Annotated in this window: 14 protein-coding genes and 1 pseudogene; 1 reads left to right on the plus strand and 14 read right to left on the minus strand. The window is 64.4% G+C overall.

All coding sequences use genetic code 11. The features are described from left to right. Positions 1 to 146 precede the first annotated feature (146 nt). A pseudogene (locus tag N551_RS39230) lies at positions 147 to 1,178 on the plus strand (serine hydrolase domain-containing protein). 15 nt (positions 1,179 to 1,193) lie between these two features. Here the strand turns inward: N551_RS39230 and N551_RS0111960 are convergent. From N551_RS0111960 to nuoL, 14 genes are all read right to left on the minus strand, one after another. Further along, a complete protein-coding gene (locus tag N551_RS0111960) occupies positions 1,194 to 2,246 on the minus strand; it encodes an ABC transporter ATP-binding protein (protein WP_027567187.1) in 1,053 nt (350 codons plus the stop codon). Continuing rightward, entirely contained in the window at positions 2,239 to 3,219 is a 981-nt protein-coding gene (locus N551_RS0111965) for an ABC transporter ATP-binding protein (protein WP_027567188.1), read from the minus strand. The genes N551_RS0111960 and N551_RS0111965 overlap by 8 nt, the downstream gene beginning before the upstream one ends. After that, complete coding sequence (locus N551_RS0111970) at positions 3,216 to 4,037, minus strand: ABC transporter permease (protein WP_007603580.1); 822 nt, start codon at positions 4,035 to 4,037, stop codon at positions 3,216 to 3,218. The genes N551_RS0111965 and N551_RS0111970 overlap by 4 nt, the downstream gene beginning before the upstream one ends. Next, positions 4,034 to 4,957, minus strand: coding sequence for an ABC transporter permease (locus N551_RS0111975; RefSeq protein ID WP_018455074.1), 924 nt, complete (start codon positions 4,955 to 4,957; stop codon positions 4,034 to 4,036). Before N551_RS0111975 ends, N551_RS0111970 begins: the two co-directional genes overlap by 4 nt. Before the next feature lie 60 nt (positions 4,958 to 5,017). After that, positions 5,018 to 6,607, minus strand: a complete 1,590-nt coding sequence (locus N551_RS0111980; RefSeq protein WP_027567189.1) for an ABC transporter substrate-binding protein — start codon at positions 6,605 to 6,607, stop codon at positions 5,018 to 5,020. A 131-nt stretch (positions 6,608 to 6,738) separates the two neighbouring features. Next, entirely contained in the window at positions 6,739 to 8,019 is a 1,281-nt protein-coding gene (gene mtnK, locus N551_RS0111985) for an S-methyl-5-thioribose kinase (protein WP_027567190.1), read from the minus strand. Between the two features lie 31 nt (positions 8,020 to 8,050). Then, a complete protein-coding gene (locus tag N551_RS0111990) occupies positions 8,051 to 8,398 on the minus strand; it encodes a hypothetical protein (RefSeq protein WP_027518238.1) in 348 nt (115 codons plus the stop codon). Positions 8,399 to 8,428: 30 nt separating this feature from the next. Beyond that, a complete protein-coding gene (locus tag N551_RS0111995) occupies positions 8,429 to 8,704 on the minus strand; it encodes a DUF1467 family protein (RefSeq protein WP_027518239.1) in 276 nt (91 codons plus the stop codon). A gap of 9 nt (positions 8,705 to 8,713) precedes the next feature. Beyond that, positions 8,714 to 9,118, minus strand: coding sequence for a methylmalonyl-CoA epimerase (gene mce, locus N551_RS0112000; protein WP_027567191.1), 405 nt, complete (start codon positions 9,116 to 9,118; stop codon positions 8,714 to 8,716). A gap of 13 nt (positions 9,119 to 9,131) precedes the next feature. After that, entirely contained in the window at positions 9,132 to 10,802 is a 1,671-nt protein-coding gene (locus N551_RS0112005; protein WP_027567192.1) for a ribonuclease J, read from the minus strand. Next, the gene (locus N551_RS0112010; protein WP_027567193.1) at positions 10,802 to 11,608 is read right to left on the minus strand and encodes a biotin--[acetyl-CoA-carboxylase] ligase; all 807 of its coding nucleotides are present in this window, start codon (positions 11,606 to 11,608) and stop codon (positions 10,802 to 10,804) included. Before N551_RS0112010 ends, N551_RS0112005 begins: the two co-directional genes overlap by 1 nt. A 1-nt stretch (position 11,609) precedes the next feature. Next, positions 11,610 to 13,046 (minus strand): NADH-quinone oxidoreductase subunit NuoN, encoded by a 1,437-nt coding sequence (nuoN, locus tag N551_RS0112015; RefSeq protein WP_007610975.1) that lies wholly within the window; start codon positions 13,044 to 13,046, stop codon positions 11,610 to 11,612. 22 nt (positions 13,047 to 13,068) lie between these two features. After that, on the minus strand, positions 13,069 to 14,577 hold the full coding sequence (locus tag N551_RS0112020; RefSeq protein WP_027567194.1) for an NADH-quinone oxidoreductase subunit M: 1,509 nt from the start codon (positions 14,575 to 14,577) through the stop codon (positions 13,069 to 13,071). Position 14,578: 1 nt separating this feature from the next. Next, on the minus strand, positions 14,579 to 16,678 hold the full coding sequence (nuoL, locus tag N551_RS0112025; protein WP_027567195.1) for an NADH-quinone oxidoreductase subunit L: 2,100 nt from the start codon (positions 16,676 to 16,678) through the stop codon (positions 14,579 to 14,581). Positions 16,679 to 16,719: the final 41 nt, after the last annotated feature.

A 16,719-nucleotide genomic window follows, 5' to 3' on the forward strand; every position in this document is an offset into this window, starting at 1 on the left:
GCGTTTGGCTCACGCTGAGGGCGCAGACTTCTCATATCGGAGACATTCGCATGACCGCAATTGGTCGCCGGGCCCTGCTTATGGGTGGAGGGGCGCTTCTCATGAGCGCAGGTCCGCTTACCTCGGCTCCGTTCGACTGGCAATCGATGACGCCATCCGAGGCAGGCTTTGTGCCGGATCTCGATGCGCGGCTCGACAAACTGATTGCCGAAAATCGTGCTTGGGGTCTGCATGGTGTCTTCGTCACGCGAGCGGGCAAGATCGTGCTCGAACGCTATTTCGCCGGCGAGGACGAAGCCTGGGGCGCTTCTCTCGGCCGCGTCGCCTTCGGTCCCGACACCCTGCACGACCTGCGCTCCGTCACGAAGAGCGTTCTCGGCCTGCTTTACGGAATCGCCCTCGATCTCGGAAAGGTGCCTGCGCCGGATCAACCGCTGATCGCGCAATTTCCCGACTATGCCGATGTCGCAACCGATGCCCGCCTCAAGCGTCTGACCGTCGCGCACGCGCTCACCATGACCCTGGGGTTCGATTGGAACGAGGACATTCCCTACCAGGATCCCAATAACAGCGAAATCTAGATGGAGAGCTCGCCCGATCGTTTGCGCTACGTCTTCAGCCGACCGTTCATTTCCGATCCCGGAGCGCGCTGGATCTATGGCGCGGCTGGAACCGTGCTTATCGGCAATTTGCTGGTAAAAGGCGTCGGCCAGTCGCTACCCGACTTTGCGCGCACACGACTGTTCGATCCCATCGGGGTTGGTCCGACCGAATGGTCCAAAGGATTCAACGGCCAACCCGCACCCGCATCCGGCCTGCGCATGACGCCGCGCGACCTTGCGCGCGTTGGGCAATTGGTCCTCAACCGTGGCCAGTGGGATGGACGCCAGATCGTTTCGTCGGAATGGCTCGCGAAAGCGTTCCAGCCCTACGTCCCGTGCGACGAGCAGCGTCAATACGGCTACTTTTGGTACAGCGGCAACTTCCAGTACGGCCATCCGCCGAACCGGCCCATCACGCATTGGATCGGCGGCTTCGGTTACGGTGGTCAGCGGTTGTTCGCGATGCCCGACCTCGATATCGTGGTGGCCATAACCTGCGGAAATTACGCCGATGAGAGGCAATGGATGCCGCCCATCCGGGTGGTCCGTGACGTTGTGTTGGCTGGACTGAAGTGAACCTCGCCTTCCACCCTAGAGCGGCTGGCCCTCAGGCAAGGCCAACGCCGCCTGCCCCGCAATCTCCTCCGCCCGCCAACACCTCACCGCGTGCCCGTCGGGGCGCGTCTCAAGCACCGGCCCCGGCTCGCTCTGACACACAGCTTCCGCATAACGGCAGCGCGGGCTGAAGGCGCATCCGTTCGGCGGATTGAGCGGGTTGGGAAGATCGCCGCCTGTCGTTGCCAGCGGTGCATGGCGCAGCGGATCGGGAATGGCGGCGATCAGGGCTTGGGTGTAGGGGTGCGCGGGCCGTTCGAAGATCTCGCGCCAATGGCCGTTCTCGACGATGCGGCCGAGATACATCACGGCGACCTTGTCGCTCATGTGTTCGACGACGCCGAGATCGTGGCTGATCATGATGTAGGAGAGACCGAGGGTTTCCTTCAATTCCAGCAGCAGATTGATGATCTGGGCGCGGATCGAGACGTCGAGCGCCGAGACGGGCTCGTCGCAGATGACGATCCTGGGATTGAGGATCAGGGCGCGGGCAATGCCGATGCGCTGGCGCTGGCCGCCCGAGAATTCATGCGGGTAGCGGTCGGCCTGCTCCGGCCGCAGGCCCACATGCCGCAGCATCTTCGCGACGCGATCCTCGATCTCGCTCTTGGCCGTGACGCCATGCACGCGCAGGGGATCTTCCAGCGTGCGGCGAACGGTCTGGCGCGGATTGAGCGAGGCGTAGGGATCCTGAAACACGATCTGCACGATGCGGGCCAGCGCCTTGCGATCCCCGGATGGCCGGTTGGTCACGTCCTGTCCGTCCAGCACGATGCGGCCGCGCGTCGGGGTCACGAGGCCAAGGATCGACAATGCGACCGTCGACTTGCCGGAGCCGGACTCGCCGACGAGGCCGAGGCATTCGCCGCGCTTCAGGGTGAGATCGACCCCGTCGACGGCACGGAGCAGCCGCCGGCCGCGCCCCAGCAGGCCGCCTCCGAGCGGAAAATGGACCGCGAGATCCCTCACGCTGAGAATGACATCGTCGTCCGGCCGTGTCTCATCCAACCTGTCTTGCGGCTCATGCATGGTGGTGACACCTGACCAGACCGCCGGCCTCCAGAAAATCCGCTCCCGGCGCGACTGTCCGGCAAATATCGGTCGCCTGGGCGCAACGCGGATTGAACCGGCAGCCGTCGGGGAAATTCGTGATGGCCGGGACCACACCTGCGATCTCCGTCAGCCGTGTGCGGCCAAGCGCGGCGCGACTGCCGAGCCGCGGCAGCGAGGCGACCAGGCCTCGCGTATAGGGGTGCGAGGGTGCCCGGAAAATATCAGCCGAGCCGCGCTCCTCGACAATGCGGCCGGCATACATCACGGCCACGCGGCGACAGACATTGGCGACCAGCCCGAGATCGTGGCTGATCATCAGGATCGCGGTTCCCCGCTCGGCGCATAAATTCCGCATCAGCTCGATGATTTCGGCTTGCACGGTGACGTCGAGGGCCGTTGTCGGTTCGTCGGCGATCAGGAGATCCGGACCGCAGGCGAGCGCGATGGCGATCATCACGCGCTGGCGCATACCGCCGGACAGCTGGTGCGGGTAATCCTTCACGCGCCGCTCCGGCGCGGGAACGCGGACGCTCGCCAGCGCCTCCACCGCCAACCGGTCAGCTTCCCGCCAGCTCTTGCCCTTGTGCAGCACGAACATCTCGGCGATCTGCCGGCCCACCGGCGAGACCGGGTTCAGCGCCGTCATCGGCTCCTGGAAGATCATGGCGATGCGATTGCCGCGCAGCGCCCGTTGCCTTGCCGCTGAAAGGTGCTGGATCTCCCGCCCCTCAAACCGGATGGCGCCGCCGCCGATCGACAATGGCTGCCGCAACAGCCCGATCAAGGCGAGCGCGGTGATGCTCTTGCCGCAGCCGGATTCGCCGACGAGACCGAAGGTCTCGCCGCGATCGATGCGGAATGAAATGCCCTCGGCCGCCGCAACGCGCCGCGATCCATCGTCGAGATCGATGCGCAAATCCTCGACTTCGATCAGCGGCGCGCCGGTCATGTGCGCCGGCTCCGCGATTGCGGATCGAGGATGTCGCGCAGGCCGTCGCCGAGCAGATTGAGCCCGAGCACCGTCAGGAAAATGGCAAGGCCGGGAAACACCGAGAGCCACGGCGCTGTCGTGATCTGGTCGCGGGCGTCCGACAACATGCTGCCCCAGCTCGGAAACGGCGGGCGGACACCGAGGCCGAGAAACGACAATGCAGCTTCTGACAAGACCGCGCTGCCCATGCCGAGCGTGCCGATGACGACGATTGGCCCTAGCATGTTGGGCAGCAGCTGCGTGATCATGATGCGCAGATCGCCGTAGCCGAGCACGGTCGCGGCCTGCACATAGCCCTGGCTCCTCAGCGACAGCGCGGAGGCCCGCGCGATCCGGCACGTGAAGGACCAGTTGGTCAAGCCGAGTGCGATCAGCAGGCTGGTGAGGCCGGGACCGAGCACCGCCATGATGGCCAGCGCGAAGATCAGCGATGGGATCGCGAGCATGAGATTGGTCAGGCCGTTGACGACATCGTCCCACCAGCCGCCCCAATAGCCGGCGCTCAGGCCCAGCGCCACGCCGATGACGCTGTTGATGAGCTGCGAGACGATGCCGACCGTCAGCGAGACGCGCGCGCCATAGACGACGCGGGAATAGATGTCGCGGCCCTGATCGTCGGTGCCGAACCACCAGGTCCAGCTCGGAGGCTCCTCCGCGTTGAGCAGATTGGCATCCAGGACGGGATCGGTATGCGCCAGCCAGGGCGCGAGCAGACCGACCAGGATTGCGAGCGCGAACAGCGCGCCACCGATGATGAGATTGGCGCGCAGCTTCATGCGTATCGGATCCTGGGATCGATCACCCCATAGAGCACGTCGATCAGCAGATTAATGGCGAGAAAGGACAGCACCACGACAAGAATGGAGCCCTGGACGGCCGGAATGTCGCGCTGCAGGACACTGTCGACCAGCAGCGAGCCGATGCCCGGCCAGGAATACAATTTCTCGACGACGACCGCCTGCCCCATCAATCCGCCGAACTGCAGGCCGACGGTGGTGAGAATGATGACGAGCGCGTTGCGCATCACATGCCACTTCACGACCCGCGTCTCGCTCATGCCCTTGGAGCGCGCGGTGCGGACGAAATCCGCGGTCATGATCTCGAGCACCGCGGCGCGTGTGGTCCGGGCGAACAGCGCCATCGGCGAGACGCCGAGCGTCACGGCCGGAAGGATCAGGTACTTCAGTCCGCCATCGCCATAGCCGAAACTCGGCAGCCAGCCGAGCTTCAATGCAAACAGATACATCAGCACCAGTCCGAGCCAGAATTTGGCGATCGAAAGGCCTGACACCGCCACGACCATGGCCAGCGTGTCGACGATGCCTCCCGGCTTGAGCGCGGCGATGAAACCCAGGGGTACGCCGATCACGACGGAAAACGCCATGGCGGTGAAGATGAGCTGGAGCGTCGGCCATATCCGTTTGGCGATCATGAACGTCACAGGCTCGCGCGTCCGGAACGAGGTTCCGAAATCGCCGGTCGCAAGCTTGGCGATGTAGGCGCCGAAACGGACATAGACGGGATCGTCGAGGCCGAGCTGCTTCTTCATGCGCAGCTCGACCTGCGGATCGGCATCGTCGCTCATGGACGAGACGATACTGCCGGGAACGACGCTGAACAGCACGAACACCAGAGCCACCACGGCGAGCACGGTCGGAATGGTCTGCAGCAGGCGGCGGAACAGGAACGAGAGCATCGGCACTTTTCCTCTCTCCCTCCGCGGCTCATGGCGACGGAGGGAGCGCGAGAGCGCGTGTCACTTCGCGGGCGAGGTCTCGTCGACCCAGAGGTCTTCGACGTTCTGATGGGTCAGTTCCGTCGCGTTCAGCTGAATCCCCTTCAGCCACGGCTGCACCGCCATGACGGCCTTGTTGTAGTTGAAGAACCAGACCGGCGCCTCCTCGTAGAGAACAGCATTGGCCTTTTGCAGCAGCTGGGTACGCTTTGCAGCGTCATCGGACTGCCCGGCTTCGTCGATCAGCTTGTCGAACTCGGCATTCTTGAAGTTCATGTAGTTGCAGGCCGACTGCGGTGTCGATGAGTGGAAGCATTTGAGGGCGGCCTGGGGATCGGGTCCGGTCGCCTGCGAATAGACGAAGGCCTGGTAGTCGCCGCTGCGGACCACCTCCGCCAGCACCGCGGTCTCGACCTGCTTGACCTTCGCCTTGATGCCCACCCGGTCCAGCATCGGGATCACGGCCGAGACGATCGGCAGGCCCCAGCTCTCGTTCTGGCTGGTGGTCCATTCGAATTCGAAGCCCGAGGGATAGCCGGCCTCGGCGAGCAGCTGCTTGGCCTTGGCGGGATCGAAGGCGTAGGGCTTCATGGCCTTGTCGTAGACGGGAGAGGTCAGCGGCAGCCAGCTGGTCGCGCGATAGGCCTTGCCCTTGACCAGCTTGTTGATGATCAGGTCGGTGTCGATCGCATAGTTGATCGCCTGCCGGACACGCTTGTCGGCGAACGGCTTGAACGCGGGATTCATCCCCATGTAGCGGGTGAAGACCTCGGCGACCTCGACGACGGTGCCCTTGAGGTCGGCGTCGTTCTGATAGGCGACATATTGCGCCGGTCCCAGCACGGAGGTGTCGATCTCCTTGTTGCGGAAAGCGACATCGCGGGCCGCGGCCTCGCCCATGACCGACACGATGATCTTGTCGGCGTAGGGCTTGCCGGGCTTGTAGAACCGGTCCCATCGCTCCAGAACGATGCGCGATCCCGGCACGTGCTCGACGAATTTGAAGGGCCCTAGACCGATCGGCTTCTGGAGAAAGCTCTCCTTGACGGCTTCGTCGGCGGGATAGATCGATGTGATCGCGTTCCAGAAGTAGAAGCCAGGATCGACTTTCTCGGTCAGCTTCATCTCGATGGTAAACTCGTCGATCTTCTTCAGGCCGGAGATCTCCTTGGCCTGGCCCTTCTCAACCGCCGCCGCGCCCTCGATCACGCGGACATAGCGCGCGCCGGGATAAGCCTTGGTGCCGTCCATGATGCGGTTGTAGGTCCAGATGACGTCGTCGGCCGTCATCTTGCGGCCGTTGTGGAAATAGGCGTCGTCGCGCAGCTTGAAAGTGTGGACGAGACCTCCGCCCGAGACGACGTCCTCCTTGGCAAGCTCCAGAACCGGCTTGCCTTCCGTGGAATTCCAGATGTAGAGCGACCGGTGCAGGGCCTTGGCGTAGATCTCGTCCTGGGCGCGCTGCGTGGTGTGAATGTCCAAGCTTGTGAAGCTCGACCCATAAGGCGCGGTCATGCGGACGGTTCCGCCCTTGCGCGGCGTCTGGGCCTCCGCCGTGGCGGCCAGTGCCAGCCCCAGACCCGCGACGATCGCCACTATCCTGAACATCATGGTCCCTCCGACAACGCAAGCCGTGCTCTGGTCCGAGAGTTGACCATCCACGGCGGGTCGAGCGCAAGCGCCTTGAAGGGGTTGACGTATGCGAGCGTCGCGCGGGCCCCGCCGATTTGCGAAGACGCCCGCTAGAACTCCGGCTGCCAGTCGCGCAATTTTCGCGCTGCAGAAGTAACGTCCGCGATGGCCGGAAACGCCCCCCCCTCCAGCATCAGCGCGCGCGCCAGCCGCACCGCGCGTGCTTCGCTGGTGGCGCGCCGGCGCGGATCATCGATCAGCTCGAAATCGATATTGTGGGCGAGGCCGAAGATGCGGCGGATGGTTTTTGCCGCGGCGAAACCGACCGTATCCGCGAACAGCCGCTGCATGTAGGCCTGCCGCTCGGCCTCCAGCCGTGCCGCGCCTGTCTCGCCGGCGAAGAGCGAGGCGGGATAGGCATCGCCTGCGGCGCCAGCGCGCCAGAGATCGAGGAACTTGCGGGCGAACGCGTTCCAGACCTGCTCGACCGTTTCCAGCACCCAGGCTTCGAAGGCACGCCGCTCGCCCGGCACGCGCTCATGGCCGGCGGAGGCAAAATAGGCCATCAGCAGGTTGGCCAGCACGGCGCCGACATCGAAACCCATCGGGCCGTAGAACGCGAATTCGGGGTCGATCACCCGCGTCTGGCTCTCCGTCACCATGATCGAGCCGGTGTGCAGGTCGCCGTGGAGCAGCGCCTCGGGGCTCGCCATGAACTTCAGCTTCAGCCGGGAGATCGCGACATGCAATTCCATATCCTCGCGCAGCTCTGCGGCGAGCGCATCGAGATATGGCGCGGTCCAGCGGTTCTGCTCGGCGATGCGGTAGGGATCGGTGAAGATCAGATCCTCGGTGATCTTGCACAGCGCATGGTTGCCGGCGAAGGCTGCGATGCCCTGCTTCTTCTCGGCCGCCGACAGCGCGAGGTCGGAGGTGAAGAACAAGGTCCGCGCCATGAAGGTGGTGATGTCATCGACAAAGCGCGGATATTGCGAGCCCGCAACCATCCCCTTGCGCATGATGATGTGGGGCTCGAGCAGCTCCATCACCGTCAGCGCCAGGGCCTCGTTGTGATGCAGCAGCGCCGGCACGAGGCCGGGGGCGAGCTCGGCCTGCCGCGACAAGGCGAGATATTCGTAATGAGCCCGGGACAGCGGCAGCGGCCAGCTCTCGCCGACCAGGCGGACATAGGGCAGCGCCTGCTTGACGGCGACGCCGCCGCGGCCGCCCTTGACGATGAAGACGAGATTGAGATTGCCGTCGCCGACTTCGGTGATCGACCAGGAGGCCGGCTCGCCACCGAGGGTCGCAGCGATATCCGGAACGCCTGCGAGATAATCCCGCAAGTCAGCCTCATGCAGAATCCGGTAGTCCCCCTGCCCCTGCGCCATGACGATCCGATCCCATATATGGGCCGGATCGTTACTCCCGCTCCAGGAAGCTCGAGCCGATCTCGGCCTTTCTTTTGATCGGATCGTAATCACAATAGACGCTGTCCGCCACCAGCGTGTAGCTGGCGCTGACGGTGTATTTGTCTGTTTTGACCGAGTTCAGGCCGATCACCGCGGTGCTCTTGCCGCCGTTCCACTTGAACGGCGTCGAGCTCTTGGCCTGCTCGCAGGCGACCACAGCCTCGTTGAAGACGTAGCCCTCGACGAACGCCTTCAGGGTGCGCACCTGCACGGCCATCTTCCACTCGAAATAGCCGATGGCACCGAGGCCGGCGACGATCAGCACCAGAAGCGCGACGACGATCCGCTGAAAAGTCATTGGTCCCCCAACAAAGCCAACCAAAAATTCTTAGAACGGCATGCCCATCAATTTCGACAGGCGCTCGATCGAGAGATAGCCGGCGTGATAGGCGACCATGGCGATCCCGTAGATGATCGCCGAGATGATCGTGGTCCAGATCAGCTTGCTCCTCATTCGCGTCAGGATCGGCGCACCGGGGTCGCTGCCCGGCACTCCGACGCCGTCCTCGTGCTGGCTGCGCACGCCGAACGGCAGCGTCAGGAACAGCGCGACCCACCAGATGACGAAGTAGATCGCGATTGCAGTTGAGATCTGGATGGCCATGGTTTCGGCCTATGCCTGCTCGATTTCGACCAGCGCGCCGGAAAAATCCTTCGGGTGCAGGAACAGCACCGGCTTGCCGTGGGCGCCAATCTTCGGCACGCCGTCGCCGAGCACCCTGGCGCCCTCCTTCACCAGCGTGTCGCGCGAGGCGATGATGTCGACCACCTCGTAGCAGACGTGGTGGATGCCGCCGTCGGCATTGCGGTCGAGGAACTTTGCGATCGGCGAGGCTTCGCCGAGCGGCTCGATGAACTCGATCTTGGTGTTGGGCAGCGTCGCGAAAACCGTGGTGACGCCATGCTCGGGCAGCGCGACGGCCGCCGAGATCTGGGCCCCGAACGCGGCGCCATAGATCCTGGCGGCCTTGACGGCGTCCTTGGTCGCGATCGCGACATGGTTGAGCCGGCCCAGCATTGTGCTTCTCCCGTTACACTGTCAGGACGTGTACCAGACAGGGGGGCTTTTTACCCCAATGTTCGTTGATCACGGAGCGGACAGCGCGTCGCACCGACTCCGCCAGCGCATCCGCGTCGCGACGGCGCGCCTTCGGCAGGCCTTCGACAGTGGAGACCACGGCGTCGAACACGATGTCGTCGAAGGGCTCGCCCGCTTTGTTCTTCTCGGGGATGCCGACCAGTTCGACCGCGGGATCGTCGGCAAGCTCGCCCTGCTCCGTCATGACGATGGCAACGAAGGCGCAGCCGGAGAACGCCATGCGGCGCCGCTCGACCACCGCGCGGGACTTGGAGTCCTCCAGAATCGTGCCGTCCTTGTAGAGACGGCCCGCAGGCACTTGCCCAATGATGCCGGGATCGCCGGGGCCGAGCTTGACCAGATCGCCGTTGCGGCAGACCAGTACGCGCGGCACGCCGGCGGCACGCGCGAGCTTGGCGTGCTCGTTCAGGTGCAGGGCCTCGCCATGGACCGGGATCAGGAGCTGCGGCCTGGTCCAGGAGATCATGTCGCGCAATTCGTCGCGGCGGGGATGACCGGAGACATGGACCAGCTGGTCGCGGTCGGTGATGACCTCCACGCCCTGCAAGACCAGGCCATTGATGATCGCGCCGACCGCCTTCTCGTTGCCAGGAATGGTGCGCGAGGAGAAGATCACGCTGTCGCCGCGGTTGAGCGTGATCTCGGGATGGTCGTCATTGGCGATGCGCGCCAGCGCGGCACGGGGCTCGCCCTGGCTGCCGGTGCAGAGCGCCAGCACCTTGTCCTGCGGCAGGTGACCGTAGACCTCGGCGGAGCGGAAGCTCTGCACGCCGTCGAGATAGCCGGTCTCGCGTGCGACCTGCACCACACGCTCCATGGCGCGGCCGACCACGACGACCTCACGGTCGGCGGCCTTCGCGGCGATGGCGACGGCCTTGAGGCGCGCGACGTTGGAGGCAAAGGTCGTGACTGCGACGCGGCCCTTGGCGGCCTTGACCAGCTCGGTGATGGATTTGGCAACCTCGGCTTCCGAGGGCGAGCGGCCGTCGCGCACGGCGTTGGTGGAATCGCCGATCAAGGCGAGCAGGCCCGCATCGCCGAGCTCCCGCAGCCGCTTTTCGTCGGTCGGGCGGCCGATGATCGGGGTCGGATCGATCTTCCAGTCGCCGGTGTGCAGCACCGTGCCGACGTCGGTGTGAATCGCCAGCGCGTGCGACTCCGGAATCGAATGCGCGACCGGAATGAACTCGACGTTGAACGGGCCGATATCGACGCGCCCGCCCGACGGCACCACCGTCACCGGGATCTTCGGCGCATTGCGCTCGGCGGCGCATTTGGCCTCGAACAGCGCGGCGCTGAACTGGGTCGCGTAGATCGGGCATTTCAGCTTCGGCCACAGGTCGATGATGGCGCCGAAATGGTCCTCATGGGCGTGGGTCAGCACCAGTCCCATCAGGTTCTTGCGTTCCTTCTCCAGGAAGCTGACGTCCGGCATGATCAGGTCGATGCCCGGCAGATGCTCCTCGTCGCCGAAGGAGACGCCGAGATCGATCGCCAGCCAGGCCCGCTGCTGGCGGTTGCCGAGGCCGTAGATCGACAAATTCATGCCGATCTCGCCGACTCCGCCGAGCGGTGCAAATACCAGTTCTTCAGGCTTCGCCATCACGCAGCTCCCACGGAGGCAGCCGTGCCGAAGAACACCTCGCCCGCGGCCACCGGCACGCGCCGGCCCTCCGCGGTGCGGACGATCAGGCAGCCGGTGTCGTCGATCGTGTCAAAAATGCCTTCCAGCGTCATCACTCCCGTGTGGATCGCGACCCGCTCGCCGAGGCCGGCGGCGCGCTCCAGCCACAATTTGCGAATTTCGGCAAAGCCGCGACCATCGTCCCAGATACCACGGAATTCCACCCACGCGTCCGAGAGCGCCGAGAACAACTCCTCCGCGCTGATCTGGACGCCGAGCGCGGCCAGTGACACCGCCGGTGTGGGCGTGCCCTCGGGCGCGGCGACGACGTTGGTGCCTATGCCGACAACGATGGCGAGACGCTCGCCGATGGCTTCGGCCTCCAGGCCGATGCCGACCAGCTTCTTGCCGCCGGCCAGCACATCGTTAGGCCATTTCAGGGTGTAGCGGGGACGGCCCTCGCCGAGGCGCAGTGCCGCCTCCAGGCTGACCTTCTCCAGGGCGGCCTCCTCGGCCAGCCCGGCCGCAAAGCCGATCGTCGCGGCGACGGAAGGGGCGACATCGAGGACTTCGAGGACGCTGGCGGCAAGGTTGCCTTTGGGTGCGATCCAGGGGCGCTGACGGCGGCCACGGCCGGCGGTCTGCTCCGACGTCACGAACCACATCGGGCCGCGTTCGCCGCCCCTTGCGTGCTCGATCGCCTCGGTATTGGTCGAGCCGGTCCGTTCGAAAGCTGCGAGCTTGTAGCCCGCCGACGCCGCACGAGGACCTAGCGCGAATGCCATCCTAGAACAGCGACTTTGCCGCGGCGGAGGCCACGCTCACCACGGGACCTGCGAACAGGGCGAACAGAATGTTGAACAGGCCCGCGACCGCCAGCACCGTCTTGACTTCGACGCGCACCGGATCGACCTGTCCGGCCGGCTCGTCGAAATACATCGTCTTGACGATGCTGAGATAGTAGTAGGCGCCGACCACGCTGGTCAGCACGCCGATGACGGCGAGCGTGAACAAATTCGCCTTGATGGCGGCGACGAAGACGTACCATTTGGCGAAGAAGCCGGCGAGCGGCGGAATGCCGGCGAGCGAGAACAGCAGCATCGCGAACATGAAGGCGAGCAGCGGATTGGTTCGCGAGAGACCCGCGAAATCGCTGATCTGCTCGACCGGCTGGCCGTTGCGCTTCATGGCCAGGATGATGGCGAAGGAGCCCAGCGTCATCGCGACATAGATCACGATGTACATCAGAACGCCCTGCGCGCCCTCGACCGTGCCTGCGGCGAGGCCGACCAGGGCAAAGCCCATGTGGCCGATCGAGGAATAGGCCATCAGGCGCTTGATGTTGCTCTGCCCGATCGCGGCGAACGAGCCCAGCGCCATCGAGGCGATCGCCACGAACACCAGGATCTGCTGCCACTGCGAGACGATGCCCGGGAATGCGGTCAGCGTAACCCGGGTGAAGACCGCGAGCGCGGCCACCTTCGGCGCCGAGGCGAAGAAGGCTGTCACGGGCGTCGGCGCGCCCTCGTAGACGTCGGGCGTCCACATGTGGAACGGCACCGCCGAAACCTTGAAGCAGAGGCCGGCGAGCAGGAAAACGAGCCCAAACACCAGGCCGACATTCGAGATCGTCGCGGCCGCCGCGATGCCGGTGAAGGCCACCGTGCCGGTGAAGCCGTAGATCAGCGAGGAGCCGTAGAGCAGCATGCCAGAGGACAGCGCGCCGAGCACGAAGTACTTCAGGCCGGCTTCGGTCGACTTGGCGTTGTCGCGGTTGGAGGCCGCGACGACGTAAAGCGCCAGCGACATCAATTCGAGGCCGAGATAGAGCGAGATCAGGTCGCCGGCCGAGATCAGCACCATCATGCCGAGCGTCGAGAGCAGCACCAGGATCGCGTATTCAAAGATGCGGCGCGACGGATCCGACAGGAACTCGGTCGACAGCACCAGCGTCACCGCCGAGCCGATCAGGGCCAGGATCTTCATGAAGCGGGCAAAATCATCGACGATGAAGCTGCCGCCGAAGGTCACGTGCTTGCCCGCGGGCAACATGTATTCGAGCACGCCGACCACGATCAGGAGCAGCACCGCGAGCGTTGTGACCGTCTTGGTGGTCTCCTGCCCGCGATAGGCGCCGAGCATCAGGAGTGCCATCGCCCCGACCGCGAGCACGAGCTCGGGCAGCACCGGCGCCAGTTGATAACCTGCAGTCTCAAAGCTCATGGCGATATCCTGACCTGCCCGCTCACTGGAGCAGTGCGGCGGCCTTCACGGCCGTCACAGCGGTGTTGTAATTGTTGACGAGTTGCTGGACCGAGGCCGCCGACATGTCGAGCACCGGCTTCGGATAGATGCCGAACAGGATCGTCAGCGCGATCAGCGGGAAGAGCGTCAGGCCCTCCCGGAAGGTGAGATCCTTCATGCTCGCCAGCGACGGCTTGACCAGCGCCCCGAACACGACCTTGCGGTAGAGCCACAGCGCATAGCAGGCCGAGAGGATCACGCCGAAGGTGGCGAAGAACGCGGTCGGGATCGAGACCTTGAAGGTGCCGAGCAGCGTCATGAACTCGCCGACGAAGCCGGAGGTGCCGGGCAGGCCAACATTGGCCATGGTGAAGACCATGAAGGTCAGCGCGTAGAGCGGCATCCGGTTGACGAGGCCGCCATAGGCCGCGATCTCGCGGGTGTGCATGCGGTCATAGACGATGCCGACGCAGAGGAACAGCGCGCCGGAGACGATGCCGTGCGAGATCATCTGGAACACGCCGCCAGCGACGCCCTGCATGGTGCCGGCAAAGATGCCCATGGTGACGAAGCCCATATGCGCGACCGAGGAGTACGCGATCAGCTTCTTCATGTCCTCCTGCATCAGCGCCACCAGCGAGGTGTAGATGATGGCGATGGCCGAGAGCGTGAACATCAGCGGCGCGAAGTCATGCGAAGCGAGCGGGAACATCGGCAGCGAGAAACGCAGGAAGCCGTAGCCGCCCATCTTCAGCATGATCGCAGCCAGGACCACCGAGCCTGCGGTCGGCGCCTCGACGTGGGCGTCGGGAAGCCAGGTGTGCACCGGCCACATCGGCATCTTCACCGCGAACGAGGCGAAGAAGGCAAGCCACGCCCAGGTCTGCAGCGAGCGCGGCACGGCGGTGTGCATCAGGGTCGGGATGTCGGTGGTGCCGCCGTTCCAGTACAGCGCCATGATGGCAAGCAGCATCAGCACCGAGCCGAGCAGCGTGTAGAGGAAGAACTTGAAAGACGCATAGACCCGGCGCGGACCGCCCCAGACGCCGATGATCAGGAACATCGGGATCAGGCCGCCTTCGAAGAACAGGTAGAACAGCACGAGATCGAGCGCCGAGAAGGTGCCGATCATCAGCGTTTCCAGAATCAGGAACGCCATCATGTATTCGCGGACGCGGTTGGTGATCGCCTTCCAGCTCGCGATGATGCAGAACGGCATGATGGCGGTGGTCAGGATCACCAGCGGCAACGAAATGCCGTCCACGCCCATGTGGTAGGTGATGCCGGTGGCGAGCCAGTTCGCCTTCTCGACGAACTGGAAGTCGGCGCTCGACGCATCGAACCGCATGACCAGGATCACCGACACCGCGAAGGTGATCAGCGTGGTCCACAGCGCGATCCAGCGCGAGTTGCGCCGGGCCGCCTCGTCATCGCCGCGGCTGAGATAGACGATCAGCGCGCCGACCAGCGGCAGGAACGTCGTGACGGATAGAATTGGCCAGGTCGTCATTTTACTGGCCCCCAAAGCCGAACATGAACCAGGTGATCAGGCCGGCGGCACCGATCAGCATGGCGAACGCGTAGTGGTAGAGATAGCCGGTCTGGATTTTCACGACGTTGCGGGTGACATCCAACACCCGGGCAGACACGCCGTCGGGACCGAGGCCGTCGATGATGAAGCCGTCGCCCTTCTTCCAGAGCTGATAGCCAATCCACTTCGCCGGACGGACGAAGATGATGTCGTAGAGCTCGTCGAAGTACCATTTGTTGAGCAGGAACTTGTACAGCATCGGCTGCGTGTTCGCGAGCTCGACCGGCAGATAGGGCCGGCGGATGTAGAACAGGTACGACACCAGGAAACCCAGCACCATCATCACCGTCGGCAGGAAGGCGATGGTCTCGGGGATGTGGTGCATCTCCTCGATGATGTGCGGGTTCATCTTCACGGATTCGCGGAAGAACTCCTCGATGCCGTGACCGGCGAACAGCTCCTTGAACGGGAAGCCGGCCAGGATGGAGCCGACCGCGAGCACACCGATCGGGATCAGCATCCAGATCGGCGCTTCATGCGCAGCCTCGTAGTGATGATCGTCATGCGGCTCGCCGTGGAAGGTCTTGAAGATCAGGCGCCACGAGTAGAACGAGGTCAGGCCGGCCGCGACGACCGTCATCAGGAAGCCGTACATCGCGAACGGATTGTGCGAGGCGTAGGCCGACTCGATGATCGCGTCCTTGGAGAAATAGCCGGCGGTGAGCGGGAAGCCGGTGAGCGCGAGCGTGCCGACCACCATCACTGCGTAGGTGTAGGGGATCTTGCGCCAGAGGCCGCCCATGTTGCGGATGTCCTGCTCGTGATGCATCGCGTAGATCACCGAGCCGGAGCCCAAGAACAACAGCGCCTTGAAGAAGGCGTGCGTGAACAAATGGAACATGCCGACCGAATAGGCCCCTGCCCCCATCGCCACGAACATGTAGCCGAGCTGCGAACAGGTCGAGTAAGCGACGATGCGCTTGATGTCGTTCTGGACGAGGCCGATGGTCGCCGCGAAGAACGCCGTGGTGGCGCCGAAGAACATCACGACGGCCTGCGCGTTCGGCGCGAGCTCGAACAGCGGCGACAGACGCGCCACCATGAACACGCCGGCGGTGACCATGGTCGCGGCATGGATCAGCGCCGACACCGGGGTCGGGCCTTCCATCGCGTCCGGCAACCAGGTGTGCAGCAGGAACTGCGCCGATTTGCCCATCGCGCCCATGAACAGCAGCAGGCAGGTCAGGGTCAGCGCGTCGGCGTGCCAGCCGAGGAAGTCGATGGTCTTGCCGGTCAAGCCGGGCGCAGCATGGAAGATGGTCTCGAAATCGGTCGAGCCGGCCAGCAGGAAGATCGCGAAGATGCCGAGCGCGAAGCCGAAATCGCCGACGCGGTTGACCACGAAGGCCTTGATGGCGGCGGCGTTCGCCGACGGCTTCTGGTACCAGAAACCGATCAGGAGGTAGCTCGCCAGACCCACGCCTTCCCAGCCGAAGAACAGCTGCACGAGGTTGTCGGCGGTCACCAGCATCAGCATGGCGAAGGTGAACAGCGAGAGATAGCCGAAGAAGCGCGGCCGGTTCGGATCCTCGTCCATGTAGCCGATGGAATAGAGGTGCACGAGCGAGGACACGGTGGTCACGACCACCAGCATCACGGCGGTGAGCGTGTCGACCCGCAGCGTCCAGTAGACCTGGAGATCGCCGGAGAGGATCCACGGCAGCAGCGGAATGCGGATGTCGTGGTGCATGAAGCCGACATCGACCAGCGTCATCCAGGACAGCGCAGCCGACACGAACAGCAATGCCGTGGTGATCAGCTCGGCGCCGCGCGAGCCCGCCGCGGGCGGCTCGGAGACGTGGTGGTCGTCGTGGCCGTCGCCGGGTTCGTGGTGAGTTTCGTGGATGACCGACGCATCCTCGTTGATCGTATCGGACGCATGGGCGTGCGCGCCATGACCGTGATCATCGTGATGCTCGACCGTGTCGCCCGAGGGGTTGCGGGCATGCGCGCCGAACAGCGCGATGAGGCCGGCCAGAATGGCGCCCAGCAGAGGCAGAAAGACGATTGCCTGGACCATGATTTAATCTTTCCGCATGATCTGGTCGGAAAACCGGTGTC

This window comes from Bradyrhizobium sp. URHA0013, from assembly GCF_000518345.1.
Classification (GTDB): domain Bacteria; phylum Pseudomonadota; class Alphaproteobacteria; order Rhizobiales; family Xanthobacteraceae; genus Bradyrhizobium.